General features: G+C 67.6%; 15 protein-coding genes and 1 pseudogene. 6 read left to right on the top strand and 10 right to left on the bottom strand.

Annotated elements, in window-relative coordinates; genetic code table 11:
* The first annotated feature begins 564 nt into the window (after nucleotides 1–564).
* Together K9U40_RS08895 and K9U40_RS08890 are read left to right on the top strand one after the other, a co-directional pair.
* Complete coding sequence (locus K9U40_RS08895; RefSeq protein ID WP_282889843.1) at nucleotides 565–996, top strand: DUF2384 domain-containing protein; 432 nt, start codon at nucleotides 565–567, stop codon at nucleotides 994–996.
* Nucleotides 993–1,475, top strand: a complete 483-nt coding sequence (locus tag K9U40_RS08890; RefSeq protein ID WP_282889840.1) for an RES family NAD+ phosphorylase — start codon at nucleotides 993–995, stop codon at nucleotides 1,473–1,475. Before K9U40_RS08895 ends, K9U40_RS08890 begins: the two co-directional genes overlap by 4 nt.
* A gap of 356 nt (nucleotides 1,476–1,831) precedes the next feature.
* Here K9U40_RS08890 and K9U40_RS08880 read toward each other — a convergent pair whose 3' ends face one another.
* On the bottom strand, nucleotides 1,832–2,686 hold the full coding sequence (locus K9U40_RS08880; protein WP_282889839.1) for a hypothetical protein: 855 nt from the start codon (nucleotides 2,684–2,686) through the stop codon (nucleotides 1,832–1,834).
* A 301-nt stretch (nucleotides 2,687–2,987) separates the two neighbouring features.
* A complete protein-coding gene (locus K9U40_RS08875; protein ID WP_282889838.1) occupies nucleotides 2,988–3,920 on the bottom strand; it encodes a recombinase family protein in 933 nt (310 codons plus the stop codon).
* Between the two features lie 575 nt (nucleotides 3,921–4,495).
* On the opposite strand from K9U40_RS08875, the gene K9U40_RS08870 reads away from it, so the two are divergent.
* Genes K9U40_RS08870 through K9U40_RS08860 form a run of 3 tightly spaced genes read left to right on the top strand, consistent with a single transcriptional unit; the run spans nucleotide 4,496 to nucleotide 6,922 of the window.
* Entirely contained in the window at nucleotides 4,496–5,410 is a 915-nt protein-coding gene (locus K9U40_RS08870; RefSeq protein ID WP_282889837.1) for a DUF1403 family protein, read from the top strand.
* A gap of 2 nt (nucleotides 5,411–5,412) precedes the next feature.
* Nucleotides 5,413–6,096, top strand: coding sequence for an SMC-Scp complex subunit ScpB (gene scpB, locus K9U40_RS08865; RefSeq protein WP_282889836.1), 684 nt, complete (start codon nucleotides 5,413–5,415; stop codon nucleotides 6,094–6,096).
* Nucleotides 6,097–6,103: 7 nt separating this feature from the next.
* Complete coding sequence (locus K9U40_RS08860) at nucleotides 6,104–6,922, top strand: hypothetical protein (RefSeq protein ID WP_282889835.1); 819 nt, start codon at nucleotides 6,104–6,106, stop codon at nucleotides 6,920–6,922.
* Here the strand turns inward: K9U40_RS08860 and K9U40_RS08855 are convergent.
* Nucleotides 6,900–7,628 carry a hypothetical protein gene (locus K9U40_RS08855; protein ID WP_282889834.1) on the bottom strand — a complete coding sequence of 243 codons (729 nt, stop codon included), beginning with the start codon at nucleotides 7,626–7,628 and terminating at the stop codon, nucleotides 6,900–6,902. The genes K9U40_RS08860 and K9U40_RS08855 overlap by 23 nt on opposite strands.
* Before the next feature lie 8 nt (nucleotides 7,629–7,636).
* Between K9U40_RS08855 and K9U40_RS08850 the strand changes: the two are divergent.
* Nucleotides 7,637–7,801 (top strand): annotated as a pseudogene (locus K9U40_RS08850) (transposase); the annotation flags it as partial.
* 61 nt (nucleotides 7,802–7,862) lie between these two features.
* Here the strand turns inward: K9U40_RS08850 and K9U40_RS08845 are convergent.
* From K9U40_RS08845 to K9U40_RS08820, 7 genes are read right to left on the bottom strand one after another with little or no spacing between them, the layout of a single operon-like run.
* The gene (locus K9U40_RS08845) at nucleotides 7,863–8,231 is read right to left on the bottom strand and encodes a Na+/H+ antiporter subunit G (RefSeq protein ID WP_282889833.1); all 369 of its coding nucleotides are present in this window, start codon (nucleotides 8,229–8,231) and stop codon (nucleotides 7,863–7,865) included.
* 9 nt (nucleotides 8,232–8,240) lie between these two features.
* The gene (locus K9U40_RS08840) at nucleotides 8,241–8,510 is read right to left on the bottom strand and encodes a K+/H+ antiporter subunit F (RefSeq protein WP_282889832.1); all 270 of its coding nucleotides are present in this window, start codon (nucleotides 8,508–8,510) and stop codon (nucleotides 8,241–8,243) included.
* The gene (locus K9U40_RS08835; RefSeq protein ID WP_282889831.1) at nucleotides 8,507–8,998 is read right to left on the bottom strand and encodes a Na+/H+ antiporter subunit E; all 492 of its coding nucleotides are present in this window, start codon (nucleotides 8,996–8,998) and stop codon (nucleotides 8,507–8,509) included. Before K9U40_RS08835 ends, K9U40_RS08840 begins: the two co-directional genes overlap by 4 nt.
* Nucleotide 8,999: 1 nt before the next feature.
* Entirely contained in the window at nucleotides 9,000–9,248 is a 249-nt protein-coding gene (locus K9U40_RS24705) for a hypothetical protein (RefSeq protein WP_349239423.1), read from the bottom strand.
* Nucleotides 9,245–10,528: a monovalent cation/H+ antiporter subunit D gene (locus K9U40_RS08830; protein WP_349239422.1), complete on the bottom strand. Its 1,284-nt coding sequence runs from the start codon at nucleotides 10,526–10,528 to the stop codon at nucleotides 9,245–9,247. Before K9U40_RS08830 ends, K9U40_RS24705 begins: the two co-directional genes overlap by 4 nt.
* Complete coding sequence (locus K9U40_RS08825; protein ID WP_282889830.1) at nucleotides 10,525–10,878, bottom strand: Na+/H+ antiporter subunit C; 354 nt, start codon at nucleotides 10,876–10,878, stop codon at nucleotides 10,525–10,527. Before K9U40_RS08825 ends, K9U40_RS08830 begins: the two co-directional genes overlap by 4 nt.
* A gap of 3 nt (nucleotides 10,879–10,881) precedes the next feature.
* Nucleotides 10,882–13,737, bottom strand: a complete 2,856-nt coding sequence (locus K9U40_RS08820) for a monovalent cation/H+ antiporter subunit A (protein ID WP_282889829.1) — start codon at nucleotides 13,735–13,737, stop codon at nucleotides 10,882–10,884.
* Nucleotides 13,738–13,786 lie beyond the last annotated feature (49 nt).

Below are 13,786 nucleotides of genomic sequence, written 5' to 3'. Positions count from 1 at the left end.
TGATGAAATGCACGACACCTGCAGACGCGGAATCTCGCGATCCTGGACCCGGCCGTTGGCCATTCGCGGGCGTCAAGGCCGTGAAAATGGCCATTTCTATATAAAGGTGAATAACGACCGATAATGCGTGTTCTCGATCACCTCGAGCGGATGGCTGACGGAGTGCGCTAGGCCGTCGAGCCGCAGTGTCGTCGGCGGCTGCGATCTCTTGCAGCAGTTGCGCAAGGGCGGGGTGGGCTCAGGCCGCGCCGGAACTGTGCTCTTAGATGCTGAGGTCGCAGCCGGCCGAGGGAAGTTCGACTTCCTGCGCTTCCGCGGCCCGTTCGTCCGCGGAAACACGCACATAACCAATTAGCCGGCCGAGAGGCCCGTCGAGAAGCTCGATTTTCCGGTCGCCGGCCAGTGGAGTGCCTGAGAGGCTGTCGATTGGTGGATTTCCAATTGCCTAGGATACGGATAACCGATCGGTTGGGAGCGAGAGGCGAGCGCGACATAGATGGAGCAAATGCTTGCGCTCAACCTCATGTGAGGCTATGTATGGTCTCACTTGAAATGGAGGCCATGATGCTTGCGTTCACGGATGTCGCCGACGTGCTAGGGCTTCCCGCGAAGGAAGCGGCGGCTCGTTCGCCGTTCGGACTGATCGCGCGCATCGAAGATGGCTTGCCGCTCGGAGCGCTCGAACGTGTGTCTCAGCTTCTGGCGCCAGGCGATGCCCACTTCAAGTACAGGCTCGTCCCCAAGGCGACCTATGAGCGGCGCAAGGCATCGCATCGCCTATCTTCGGATGAAGGCACGCGTCTCGCGCGTCTGGCACGAGTGTGGAGCCTCGCCTTGGAGGTCTGGCAAAGCGAGGCGGAAGCGCGCGCTTTCCTCTTCAGGCCGCATCCAATGCTCGAGGACAAGCGCCCGATCGATGTCGTCATCCAAAGCGAGATCGGGGCCGAACTGGTCCTCGATACCCTCGGCCGCCTGAAGTATGGCAGCGCTGCGTGACGGTGCAGATCCTCGACCGAACGTTGTCGAGCTTCAGGATCGGTGATCCGAACGGTTCCTATTCAATCTTCGACGCGACCGGCTCGACCATTGCGCCGGGGCGGTGGAACACACCCAGCAGTCCGTTGATCTATACCAGCCAGCACTATTCGACAGCCTTGCTGGAGAAGCTGGCGCATGGCAGCGGGCGGTTGCCACCGAACCAACACTATGTCGAAATCACCTTGCCAAGAGGCCTGTCCTACGAAGTTTTCTCGCTGCCGGCGCTTCCGGGCTGGGACAGCATGCCCGCGACGGTCAGCAAAGTGTTCGGGGAACGCTGGTGCCTGGAGAAGCGCAGCGCGATCCTGCTGGTGCCGAGTGTTGTTGCGCAGCTTGACAGCAACATTCTCATTAATCCGGCGCACTCCGAGTTCAAAATGATCGAGGCGAGCCTGCATCAACCGGTCTTTTGGGACCGACGTTTGTTCGGGTCGTAAGAAGGGGGAGCTATTCCCTGCGGTTGAGATCCTCCACATGGCCTGCGATTGCTATTACCTTCTAAAATGGAGGTGTTTGCAAACAGGTTCAGATCGAGATCGCGCCAAGGGGTGAGCCATGCTCCCGCAGGAGCGTCTGCAGGTCGAGGCTTTTCCGGCCAGCACCGGCCGGAGAAGTGTCTCCAGTGTGATGCGTAAGTCCGCCGCGTGTTCGCCGAGCTCGAGGCCACGATGTAGTCGCGAGCGCGGTTCGCAAGTCGTTCGAGATGCATCGGCGGAGGAGGGGAGAGGCTCCGTAGGGACTGGATTGTTCATCACCGCCGAATTCGGAAGCGGGTCCTCTTCGTCCCTCAACCTTACTCCGTCATCGCGTAGAGGTGGCCAACGGCCGGCTCGCCGCGATCCTGGCGCACCAGTGCGGAACGGATCCAGATAAGGCGACGCTCGCTGAGGCCGGGACCGTGCGGCTGGCGCCGCCAATGGCTGCGCCGCCAATGCGCTGCGACCTCGCGCCCCGGCAAGCTGGAGTCCGGCGCGCCATCGGCAGGGATTTCGACCGCACCGGTGTGAAAATTGAGCCTGCGGACCGAGAAATAGCCGTCGTCCGCGAGACGGCCAACCGCGGTTCTAAGGCGCTTGGGCGTGGTGGCGTTGGCAATCGCGTCGACAAGAGTGGAGGGGGCTTGCTTCGGCCATTCGGGCGCGCCGAGCGCAGGTTCCGTCGATAGCAGGCAGAGAGCGTTACAAAGCAAGGCGAGTACGTTGCTGGCGGTGGGGAGTGCGGCCTGATTGAACAAGGCCGCGCGCTCGTAACCGGAGAGGTGCGGGCTGCTGATTGGAAATCCGTCCTTGCGGACGTCATCGACACCTTCGGCGAGCCGGATATCGCCCAGATCGGTTTGCCCGAGCAGTGCTACCAACTGAGGCGGGAGCCAGAAGGAATTGCGTCCCCCGGCGGCGAAGGACACGAGATGGGCGAGGGTGCTCACCGTATCGACGGCCGCGTCCGTGCTCTCCGGTCGCTTCTCAAAGGGGAGTTTGCCCAGCGCTTGATTGTAGGCGGTCATGCCGGCGTCGGCGATGCGCTGGAAGGCGTCGGAACTCAGCAACCCGTTGCGGCAGTGGTGGACCTCCCGCCGGATGATCGCACGCGCTGCGGGCAATTGGCGCAGGAAGCGCATCGGGTGCAGATCGTCGGCGTCGAAGGCCATTTGGGTCGTCTTTCCAGAGGGTGTGCGCCGAGATGATGCCCGATAGCCGCGCGGCCTGACATCGTGCAGATGCTCTAGGCATCCGTGGAGTTTTAGGAACTCCAGCACCCGGGCCGCCGCCTGCATTCGCTCCGCAACCGGCTCGGTATCCCGACGAATGTCACCAAGTTCTGTGGGCGGTTCATCAGGTCAGGCCCTATCGCCATCGACATGGACACTGGCCGCGTCGCCGTAAATGCCGCGGCCTGACCGTTTCGGGGTTGCTCGTTTGCGCGCTCATTGTGCTCGAGCCGCTACAATCTCAGACATCGTTCTGTGGCTGAGGCACGACGAGTCCCAGCCGGCGCGCCTGGTCCAGCAGCGATCTCACGGAAGAAGCAGCCCACTGCCGCCCGCCGCGCGGCGTGCGCTCGCGCATCCGCTCGAGCTGGGCGGCGATGTCGCGCAAGCTGAGATCCGGGTCGGCGATGGCGATGCCGGCGACCAGGGTCATCAGCCGATCCTCCGGCGGCCGCCGCGGCGCGCGCCGGAGCAGCTCCGCCTCCGCCAGCCGTTCCTGCACCAGACGGTGGACGGCGCGCCGCAGCTTCTCGATGGTCCAGTTTTGGCCACGATGGTTCAGCACCCGCACCACGTCGTCCCAGCTATGCTGCGGCCGCATGCGGCGCACGATCGGCAGCCACGCCGACGCCGAGGCGATCAGGTCGCCGACATAGACCTGCTGGCGCGCTTCTGAGGCGGCGCGGATCGCCTCCGGCCGCCGCGCGCGCAGGCCGGGATTGCCGGCCAGATTGCCGCGCGCCTTGGCGGCCTTCATGCCAGCCTTGGTGCGCTCGGCGATCAGGGCGCGCTCGAGCTGGGCGACCGCGCCGAGCACCTGCAGCGAGAACATGCCCTGCGGCGTCGAGGTGTCGATCGGGTCGCGCAGCGAGCGGAAATGCGCCTGGCGCGTCTCCAGGTCCTCGATCACCGCCAGCAGGTGGCTGACCGAGCGGGCGAGGCGATCGAGCCGCACCACGACCAGGACGTCGCCGGCGCCGATGTCGCGCATCAGCTTGGCCAGCACTGGCCGGGCGCGCGAGGCGCCGGAGCCGTGCTCCTGATGGATGATCTGGCAGCCGGCGGCGCGCAGCTCGTCGACCTGGGCGTCGGTTGCCTGCTCCTCGGTGGAGACCCGGGCATAGCCGATCAGCCGCCGCGTCGGCCGGGAAGGGGAGAGATAGGGGCTGGCCATGGCGGCTCCGGAGGGCGATTCCACCCCCTTTGTACAATCAAGACAGATTGGAGGAAACGGTCCTTTGCAGGCGTGTTTTATCGACTGCGTGAGATGGCCGTGAAGACCGGTCAGCCACTCGAGATGGGCCGAGGGTCATCCGGAGCCCAGAACGGCCGCCTACGGCCTTCTGTGCGGGAAATAGGCGATTTCAGGGTGTTTGGAGACCCGCGTGGGTGTCGGCCGGGCCGGAAGGGGCTGATTTTCCGGTCTGAGGGGCGTCGGGAGGCCTGCGGCGGCACTGGCAATCCATCGATCCCGGCCGCCCGGTCCGCTCAATGAGAATGAGGAATCCGTTCATCCAAGGCGAGCGGGGGCAAAAAACGACGGGTTTCCGGGCCGTTCCAGCCGTCTCGGCCGAGCGACAATGGCCATTTCTATATAAAGGTGAATAACGACCGATAATGCAAGATTATCGGATGTTTTTATTCGACGACAGGGCGTGCGGTTAAATGTGAAAATCGTGGCAATAACCGCACGTTCGCTGTACCCTGCCGCCCATGAGAAGGCCCGATTCGACGCCCGCTCCCACCGTCATGCCGCCGGCCGTACCCGGCTGGGCCGTGCCGCGCGCGCCGGTCGCCGACCCGGTCGAGGCCGCCTTCCTGGCTGGCGCAGCGTTGAATTCCCTCGACAATCTGGTGCGAGCAGAGCCGCCCTGGGCCGGCGCCTGGCGCCAGCGGGTGGCCCTCAGCGCGGCCGCGAGCGTCGCCCGCCTGCTCGGCCACCACGAGGATGCGGCGGCGCTGCGCGATGCCTGGCACCTGCGCCCGCCCGGCGCCGATCCGGGCCCCGCCGGGAACCTGCTGGCCGCCTGGCGGCGCCTGGCCTCCCGCTCCCCGATCATTGACGTCGACGGCGTGCGCTCCCTCGCCAATCTGCTGGGCCTCGCCTGGGCGCCGGCGTTCGAGCGCCTGCCGGAAGCGATTGGGGCGGCCGCGGCTTCCGGCCGGCCGGCGCCGCTCGCCGCCGCTGCGGTCGCCGGCGCGGTTCCCGCCCTTGGACCCGCGGCCGAGGCGCTCGCCTGGTGGCTCGCGGACCTCGTTTTGGCTGCGCGCCTGCACTGGCCGATCCCGGTGCCGGTGCTTGCCACCCAGGTCCACGCGCCAGTGCTGCGCGGCGGTCCGGGCGGTCGCCGGCATCGGCCGGGAGGGGAGGGGGGCGAGCTGGCCCTGTGCCTCGCCGCGGCCGCCGGCGCGGCGGAGGCCTGCCGCCTTGCCGCCGAGATCGGCCGCCGCGCCGATCGCCTCGCTGTGGTGGCGCCGAAGCTGCGCGCCAAGGGGGCGGGGGAGGCGGTCCGGCTGCTGCTCGACGACGATGCGGTGTCGGGCTCCCTGACGACACCCTCGCTGTCGCGCTGGGCATCGCGCCGGCTGTTCGAGCGGCTCGCGACGCTCGATGCGGTGCGCGAGCTTTCGGGCCGGCCTACCTTCCGGCTTTACGGGCTCTGACCATGGCCCGCCGGCGCCGCGCCACCACGGGTCTCGACACCGAGCTCGCCGAGCTGCCAGCGGAGCTACGCTGGCGCGAATGGATGGCCCGGGTCGAGGCGGTGCTGTTCGCCGCGCCCGGGCCCGTCGACCGGGAGCTGCTGGCGCGCGTGGTCGGTCGGACCTGCAGCATCGAGCTCGTCATCGAGGACATCCGCGAGGCCTTGCGCGAGCGCCCCTACGAGCTGGTGGCGGTCGCCGGCGGCTGGCAGCTGCGTACCCGGCCGCGCCATGCCGAGGCCATCCACGCCGCATTCGGCTCAGAACCCGCACCCGTTCAGCTGTCCGAGACCGAGATGCTGGTGCTGGCCTCAATCGCCTACCACCAGCCGGTGACCCGCGGCGCTCTCGGCGAGATGATCGGCAAGGCGGTGAGCCGCGATGTTATCGCCGCGCTGCGGGCGGGGGATTTCATCGGTCCCGGGCCCCGCAGCCCGCAGCCGGGCGCGCCTTACACCTACGTGACGACGGCGGGTTTCCTGTCCCACTTCGGGCTCGACACCCTGCGCGACCTGCCCGACATCGAGGCGCTCGAGGACGCCGGGCTGCTCGACACGGTGCAACTGCGCGCCGGCGGGTTCCCCCTGCCGGGCGACGATGAGGACGATCTCGGGCCCGAGAATGGGGAAGACGAGGAGGGAGATTGAAGGCGCCATGAGAACGCAGCCATTCACCAGGCCGACGATTGTCGCGGCCAACGAGTTCCTCGCCGAGTCCATCCGGACGCACACACAGATCAACAAGATCGTGCTCCGCCTGGGCCTGGAGACGGAGATCCCGGACGACACCTCGCTTGGAATCGAAAAGAAGTGTGATCGGCTCGGTCGGACCATACTCGATCGCGTGTCCGTGCCGGTGGAAACCCTCGATGGGAGGTTCTCGCTGGCCGAGGCCTTTGTCCGCGAGGCGGTAAGCTTGGCCGAGCAATCATCCTCGAGCGCCCGCCAGAGGAATCTGTTGCGCGGGCTGGCACGCGACGGCTATGTCGTGGTCTGGGGCGGATGGCGCGAGGCGCCCAATCTGCGGGCCGCCTTGCCCGAAGAGGTGGATCTGCCGGCGGCTGATGACGAGGTCCGGGGATTGCTGAAGCAGTTCGGTTTCACGGTGACGCTCCGACATCTGGATCAGGCCATCGAGGCGCACACGCGCGGCGACTGGGAGGCCGCGAACGCGCAGTTGCGGACGTTCCTCGAGGGGCTGTTCAACGACATCGCCCGCTCTATCAACCCGTCCAGAGCGGCCCGGCTGCAGGAGGGCGCCAACATGCGGCAGATGCTGGCGGACACCTCCATCGAAGGCCTCTTCAAGATGCTCCACACCGATGGATCGCACCCCGGCCTGTCCGACGAGGATCACTGCACGTTCCGCCTCCACGTCGTGCTGGTGACCGGGCGGACCTTTCTTCGGCGCCTGCAGCAGGGCGGCTGTCCTCGCTCCCGCCTGGCTAGGGTTACGGCTGAGGCGCGCAGGTGACCGGCACAGTAGTCTCGAACGGCGTGCCCGCAATGGCGGACAGCACGTCGCTCCTCTGCGCAGCGGGACCGCACTGGATCTCGAGAAGCTGGATGTCGCAGAAATCGTTGTGTTGGCCAATTGGCAGCGGCCAGTATCGATTCTGGCCGTCAAATTCGGTCTCGCCTCGGCCTCCTGGGTATCTCATTATGAGCAGCCGCACCTCATTTTCCCGATGAAGCGTGGCCGGCAGATAGAAGGCGCCGATCTTCGACACCGTCCACGGCACAAAGGGTGGCTCACCCTCGGCTGCAAGCGTGCTGTTCCGTTCCGTCAGGAGCGTGCCTGCGGGTGGTTCATACTGAATCTTCCGCAGCTCGGCGCGCGAGGGGTTCACCGAGAGCTTCAATCGCACTCCGGTGCCGCCCAGCGCAAAGGCGCGCCATAGTTCGAATTCGTCACCGCCACCCGGACATGTCAGCGAAATGTAGAAGAGGTCCTTGGACAAGGTCTTGAAGTACGGCTCACTATCCGCTGAATCGAGGTAACCTTTCAGCCGATGCTTGATGGCGAAGGGTTCGAGCTCACCCTGATCAATGCGCTTGCGGACCCAATGGAGGCGCAGGTGCCCCGTCTTGGCAATACCCTTCAGCGAATCGGCGGGTGTAGTGAAAAAGCTCCGCTGGCTGTGGTGCGTGCGGAAACATGTGGTTGAGGATCGCGTCACGCCACCGCTTCGTCGTCCTTCCCAAGCGCTGGATCGTCGAGCGAACGCTGGCCTGGATCAGCCGCTGCCGCCGCCTCGCCAGGGACTATGAACGCCACACCCGGAAAGCCGCAGCCTTCATCCGCCTCGCCATGATCCGCCTCATGCTCAGGCGCCTGGCCTTAAGCCAATGATCAGGAATCAAAACTTCCCGGATCGGCTCTAAGAGCCGCGGCCCGTCGTGCCCGCGAAAGATCATGTCCCATCTGGCTTGCTGTCGTCCAGCGTTGCCCATTCCGCGCGCCTACCTGTCGGTGGCAGGTCGCGCCCCGCGCCCGAGCGCAGGATGTGTGCCTTCGCCAGCATCTGGGCGCTCACCGGCGCGGTGAGGAAGAGGAACAGCGTGATGAGCAGCTCATGGACGGAGAAGCCGCCGCGCACCGCCGCAAAATAGACCATGGAGGCGATCAGCAGCGCGCCGATGCCGAGCGTCGTCGCCTTGGTCGGGCCGTGCAGGCGGCGCATCATGTCGGGCAGCCGGGCAAGGCCCAGGGCTCCCACGAGCAGGAAGAATGCGCCGATGAGGATCAGCGCCGCGACCAGCGCCTCGACGAGGGGATGCATAGGCGTCTCCTATTCGATGACGTTGCCGCGCAGCAGGAACTTGCAGAAGGCCACGGTGGTCACGAACCCCACCATGGCGAACAGCAGCGCCGCCTCGAAATACATGGCCGTGCCGTAGGCGATGCCGCCGAGCACGATGAGGGCGATGGCCTCGATCACCAGCGTGTCGAGCGCCAGCACGCGGTCGGTGGCGTCCGGGCCGACTGCGATGCGATAGAGCGTGAGCGCAATCGCGAGGCAGATGGCGCCCCCCGCGATGGCGATGGCGGAGGCGATCATTCGAAGATCCTCTTCAGCCGGCGTTCGTAGCGGGCCTTGATGGCGGCGACCGTCGCCTTCGGGTCGCCGGTATCGAGGCAATGCACCAGAAGTGCCTTGCCGTCGGCGGAAAGGTCCGCGCTCACCGTGCCCGGCGTCATGGTGATGGTGCCGGCGAGCATGGCGATGGCCTCGGGGGTCTCAAGGTCGAGGGGCACGCTCACATACCGCGTGCGCAGGCTCTCACCGCGCCGGAACAGGATCAGCTTCGCCACCTCGATGTTGGAAACCACGATGTCCCATAGCACCACGAGCGCGTATTCCACGATGGTGAGGGGCGCCTTCAGCCTCGGGCGGCCCGGCCAGAAGGGCGCGGTGAGCAGGGGGATGGCGAGGCCGAGGATCAGCCCCAGCACCACCACGCCCGGGGTCACCTCGTTCATGAGGAAGACGAAGACGAGGGTGACGAGCACCGTGAGCAAGGGATGGGGGAGGAGGTGCGCGCGCATGTCAGTCTCCCCCCGCAAGGCGCACGTCCGGCCCCAGCACCGCGCCGATATAAGCGGAGCGGTCGAGGGCCTGCCGAGCGGTGAGCTGGAGCGACTCTGTCATGGGGCCGGCCGCCAGCGTCCAGGCGACCATGAGCCCGAGGAGCAGCACCACCGCGGCCAGGGGCAAGGGCGGCGGCGGCCTGGTTTCGGATGCCGGGCCGCTGGCCCAGAACAGCACCGACCCCGCCCGTGCGAAGCCGAAGGTCATGATGAGGCTCGCGGCGAGGATGAGCCCCAGATCCAGGGCCAGATGGTGGCGGCCTGCGTGGCCTCCAGGATCATCACCTTGCCGAGGAAGCCGGAGAGTGGCGGCAGCCCCACGAGGGCGACGGCCGCGAGGAAGAACAGGCCGCCCAGCAGCGTCTCGCCGGCCATGGCGGGCGCCGGCACCAGCCGGTCGCTCGCCGCGCCCCGCTGCTCCTGCACCAGCCCGGCAATGAGGAAAAGGGCCGCGCCGGCGAGCGTGGAATGGACGAGATAATAGAGCCCGGCCGAGAGCCCCGGGGCGTCGAACAGGCCGATGGCGACGAGCAGCGTGCCCATGGAGGCGATGACCGCGAAGGCGGAAAGATCGCGCAGGGTGCGGCTGCCCACCAGGCCGATGGCGCCGACCACCAGCGTCACGAGAGCCGCCGGAACGACGAACGGTGCCGCCGCCAGCGCCAGCGGACCCGCGCCGGCGCCGAAGACGAGGCCGTAGATGCGGATGATGGCGTAGGCGCCCACCTTGGTCATGATCATGACCAAGGCAGCGGCGGGGGCCGAGGTCCCGGCATAGGTGGCCGGAAGCCACCAGTGCAGGGGCACCAGCGCCGCCTTGGTGGCGAAGACGAGGAAGAGCAGCAGCGCCCCCGCCTTCAGGAGCCCGGCGTCGGCCTCGGCCACCTGCGGCACCTTCACGGCGAGGTCGGCCATGTTGAGGGTGCCGGTGACGGCGTAGATCAGCCCCACGCCGACAAGGAAGACGACCGAGGCGAGCAGGTTGATGGCCACGTACTGGAAGCCCGCTTTCAGCCGGCCCGGGCCGCCGCCATGCAGCATGAGCCCGTAGGAGGCGATCAGCATCACCTCGAAGAATACGAACAGGTTGAACACGTCGCCGGTGAGGAAGGCGCCGTTGATGCCCATCAGCTGGAACTGGAACAAGGGATGGAAGTGCCGCCCCCGCCCATCCACGCCCCCGGCGGCATAGACCACCACGCACAAGGCGAGCAGGGCGGTGAGCAGCAGCAGGGTGGCCGACAGCCGGTCGAGCACCAGCGTGATGCCGTAGGGCGCCGGCCAGTCGCCCAGCCGGTAGGCGCGGACCGTGCCGTCCGATGCCTGGGCGAGGAGAAAGGCGGCGATTCCCACCAGGAGGAGCGTGACGCCGATGGAGACGATGCGCTGGCGCTTGAGGTGGTGGCGCAGGGCCAGGACCAGGAAGGCCGCCGCCATGGCGGGCAGGATCACCGGCAGGATCGTCATGTGGTCCAGCGGCGCGGTCATGCCCCGCCTCCCGCGTCGGTCCGGCGCGGGACGTCGAGGGTGCTGTGGTCGGAGCCGGTCTCCAGATAGCCGCGCAGCGCCAGCACCACGATCAGCGCCGTCATGCCGAAGGAAATGACGATGGCGGTGAGCACGAGCGCCTGGGGCAGGGGATCGGTATAGCCCGCAGCGTCCGGCGAGATCACCGGCGGGCGGTCGATGGCGAGCCGGCCCATGGCGAACAGGAACACGTTCACCGCATAGGACAGGAAGGTCAGGCCGAGGATCACCGGGAAGGTGTGGGCGCGCAGGATCAGGTAGATGCCCACCGTGGTGAGGATGCCGATGGCGGCGGCGACGAGAAGCTCCATGGCTCAGCCCTCCCTGCCGGTAGCGCCGGAGGCTGCGCGTTCCAGCGGCACGTCCATGGCGTCCTTGCCCTCGGGCGCCGGATCGATGCGGCGGGCGACGCGGGACAGCTGTGCCAGCGACAGCACCATCACCCCCACCACGGTGAGGAACACGCCGAGGTCGAAGGCCATGGCCGAGGCCACCTCGAACGTGCCCACCACGGGCCAGTGCAGATAGCCGAAGGTCGAGGTGAGGAACGGCCGGCCGAAGGCGAAGGCGGCGATGCCGGTCAGCCCGGCGATGGCCACGCCCGCGCCGATCATGGATTGGGAATCCACCTTCATGCGCTCCGCCGCCCAGCCATAGCCGGAGGCGATGTATTGCATGATGAGGGCGATGGCGACCACGAGCCCGGCGACGAAGCCGCCGCCGGGTTCATTGTGCCCGCGCAGGAAGATGTAGGCGCCCACCACCAGCGACAAGGGCAGCAGCACGCGGGTCGCCACCACGAGGAGCAGGGGATGGGCGTCCTGGGATTCGACCCGGGGCAGCATCGCCTTGATGCGCCGAACCGCCGCGCCTTTCAGTGTCGGATCGAGCAGGGCGTAGATGGCGAGCGCGGCGATGCCGAGCACGATGATCTCGGCGAAGGTGTCGTAGCCGCGGAAGTCCACCAGGATCACGTTCACCACATTGGTGCCGCCACCGCCGGGCTTGGACTGGGCGAGGTAATAATCGGAGATGGATGTGCCGTCGCGCGTCAGGACCGCATAGGCGAGGCCCGCCACGCCCAGCCCGGCGAGGCCGGCGACGGTGCCGTCGCGCCAGCGCACCGCCCGGCTCTCCTCCCTTGGCGTCGCCTTCGGCAGGAGGTTGAGGGCGAGCAGCATGAGGATGGTGGTGACCACGTCCACCGAGATCTGCGTCAGGGCGAGGTCCGGGGCGGAGAATTGCAGGAAGGCGAGGGCCACCACCACGCCCACCACGCCGGTGAGGATCAGCGCCGTCAGCCGTTCGCCATGGAACAGCAATACCGCACCGCTGGCCAGGACGAGGGCGAGAAAGGTGGTCACGGCGGGCGCGGTCACGGGCAGGAGAGGGCGGGTGCCGGCGCCGTGGGTGGCGCTCCAGAAGCCGTAGCCGCCGACCGCGACCAGCGTCGCCACCGTCACGCCCATGTAGCGGGTGAGTGCCCCGTCATGCAGGGCGCCGAGGCTGCGCCGGCACGCCACCACCAGGGCGCCGGTGGCCAGCTCGAACATGGTCTTGGCGTCGAGGCGCGGCAGGCGCGCGCGCACGCCATCGGCCCGGCGGAAGGCGAGGACCAGCGCCGCGCCGCCGGCGAAGGCCAGAAGGCTCATGAGGAGGGCCGGCGTGATGCCGTGCCACAAAACGAGGTGATAATCCGGCAGCGGCCCGCCGATCACCGCCCCGGCCGTCAGCGCCACCAGCGGCCCGGCCACGGGAGCGGGAAACAGGCCGATGGCGATCACCGGCACCACCAGCACCGCCACGGGCAGCCACACACCGAGCGGCGAGTCGTGGGGATGGTGCGGATAATCGTGCCGCGCGGGGCCGAGGAAGGTGCCGATGGCGAAGCGTGCCGCATAGGCCACCGAGAAGACGGCCGCCACCGTCGCCAGCACGGGGAAGAGGAAATCGAGCCCCAGATAGGAGGTGTGCGCCGCCTCCTCCAGCATCATCTCCTTGGAGAGGAAGCCGTTGAACAGGGGCACGCCGGCCATGGAGGCGGCGGCGATGAGCGCCAGCGTCCCGGTGATGGGCATCAGCGCCATGAGGCCGCCGAGGCGGCGGATGTCGCGGGTGCCCGCCTCGTGATCGACGATGCCCGCGCTCATGAACAAGGCCGCCTTGAAGGTGGCGTGGTTGATGACGTGGAACACGGCCGCCACCGCCGCCATGGGCGTGCCGAGGCCGAGCAGCATGGTCATGAGACCGAGGTGGCTCACCGTGGAATAGGCCAGTAGGCCCTTCAGGTCGTTCCTGAACAGGGCGATGGCGGCGCCGAGGAGCATGGTGGCGAGCCCCACCGGCGCGACGATGAGGAACCAGGCGTCGGTGCCCGCCAGCACCGGCCACAGTCGCGCCAGCAGGAACACGCCCGCCTTCACCATGGTGGCCGAATGGAGATAGGCCGAGACCGGCGTCGGCGCCGCCATGGCGTGGGGCAGCCAGAAATGGAACGGGAACTGGGCGGACTTGGTGAAGGCGCCCGTCAGCACCAGCGCCAGCGCCGGCAGATAGAGCGGCGAGGCGCGCACCATCTCGCCGCGGGCGAGGATGTCCGTGAGCTGGTAGGAACCCGCCGCCTGCGCCACCAGCAGCAGGCCGGCGATGAGCGCCAGCCCGCCGCCGCCGGTGATGACCAGCGCCATGCGGGCGCCCTGCCGGGCCTCCGCGCGCTTGGTCCAGAAGCCGATGAGCAGGAATGAGGTGAGGCTCGTCAGCTCCCAGAAGACCAGCAGCGCGATGACGTTGTCGGACAGGACCGCGCCCACCATGGCCCCCTGGAACAGGAGCAGGTAGGCGAAGAAGCGGCCCATGGGATCCTCGCGCGACAGATAGAAGCGCGCGTAGACGATCACCAGCAGGCCGATGGCGAGGATCATGGCCGCAAAGAAGAAGCCGAGCCCGTCCGCGAACACGGACAAGGAAAGGCCCCTGGACGGAACCCAGGCCACGCCCGCCATGGGGACCGCGCCGGAGAACACCGCCGGCGCGTGGGAGAGGAGCAGAGCGAGGGCGAGCAGCGTCACGGCGCCCGTCGCCGCCGCGCAGGTGTTGCGCCCGGAGCGGATCACCAGCGGCGGGATCAGGGCGCCGAGGAAGGGAATGAGGATTACGAGAAGCAGTGTCACCGTCGGATGCCTCGTCACGCCTGGCTTTGGTCAGGTGGATGAGGCTCTG

This window comes from Xanthobacter autotrophicus (assembly GCF_030015065.1).
In the GTDB taxonomy this organism is placed as follows: domain Bacteria; phylum Pseudomonadota; class Alphaproteobacteria; order Rhizobiales; family Xanthobacteraceae; genus Xanthobacter; species Xanthobacter autotrophicus_D.
The sequence above is the reverse complement of the archived record's forward strand: the minus strand, read 5'-3'. Positions and strand labels throughout refer to the sequence as shown.

Excerpts from the sequence above, each read along its gene's own strand:
- K9U40_RS08895 (WP_282889843.1), top strand. The coding sequence starts at position 565 with ATGCTTGCGTTCACGGATGTCGCCGACGTGCTAGGGCTTCCCGCGAAG.
- K9U40_RS08880 (WP_282889839.1), bottom strand. The coding sequence starts at position 2,686 with ATGGCCTTCGACGCCGACGATCTGCACCCGATGCGCTTCCTGCGCCAA.
- K9U40_RS08875 (WP_282889838.1), bottom strand. The coding sequence starts at position 3,920 with ATGGCCAGCCCCTATCTCTCCCCTTCCCGGCCGACGCGGCGGCTGATC.
- K9U40_RS08870 (WP_282889837.1), top strand. The coding sequence starts at position 4,496 with ATGCCGCCGGCCGTACCCGGCTGGGCCGTGCCGCGCGCGCCGGTCGCC.
- scpB (WP_282889836.1), top strand. The coding sequence starts at position 5,413 with ATGGCCCGCCGGCGCCGCGCCACCACGGGTCTCGACACCGAGCTCGCC.
- K9U40_RS08860 (WP_282889835.1), top strand. The coding sequence starts at position 6,104 with ATGAGAACGCAGCCATTCACCAGGCCGACGATTGTCGCGGCCAACGAG.
- K9U40_RS08845 (WP_282889833.1), bottom strand. The coding sequence starts at position 8,231 with ATGCATCCCCTCGTCGAGGCGCTGGTCGCGGCGCTGATCCTCATCGGC.
- K9U40_RS08840 (WP_282889832.1), bottom strand. The coding sequence starts at position 8,510 with ATGATCGCCTCCGCCATCGCCATCGCGGGGGGCGCCATCTGCCTCGCG.
- K9U40_RS08835 (WP_282889831.1), bottom strand. The coding sequence starts at position 8,998 with ATGCGCGCGCACCTCCTCCCCCATCCCTTGCTCACGGTGCTCGTCACC.
- K9U40_RS24705 (WP_349239423.1), bottom strand. The coding sequence starts at position 9,248 with ATGACCTTCGGCTTCGCACGGGCGGGGTCGGTGCTGTTCTGGGCCAGC.
- K9U40_RS08830 (WP_349239422.1), bottom strand. The coding sequence starts at position 10,528 with ATGACCGCGCCGCTGGACCACATGACGATCCTGCCGGTGATCCTGCCC.
- K9U40_RS08825 (WP_282889830.1), bottom strand. The coding sequence starts at position 10,878 with ATGGAGCTTCTCGTCGCCGCCGCCATCGGCATCCTCACCACGGTGGGC.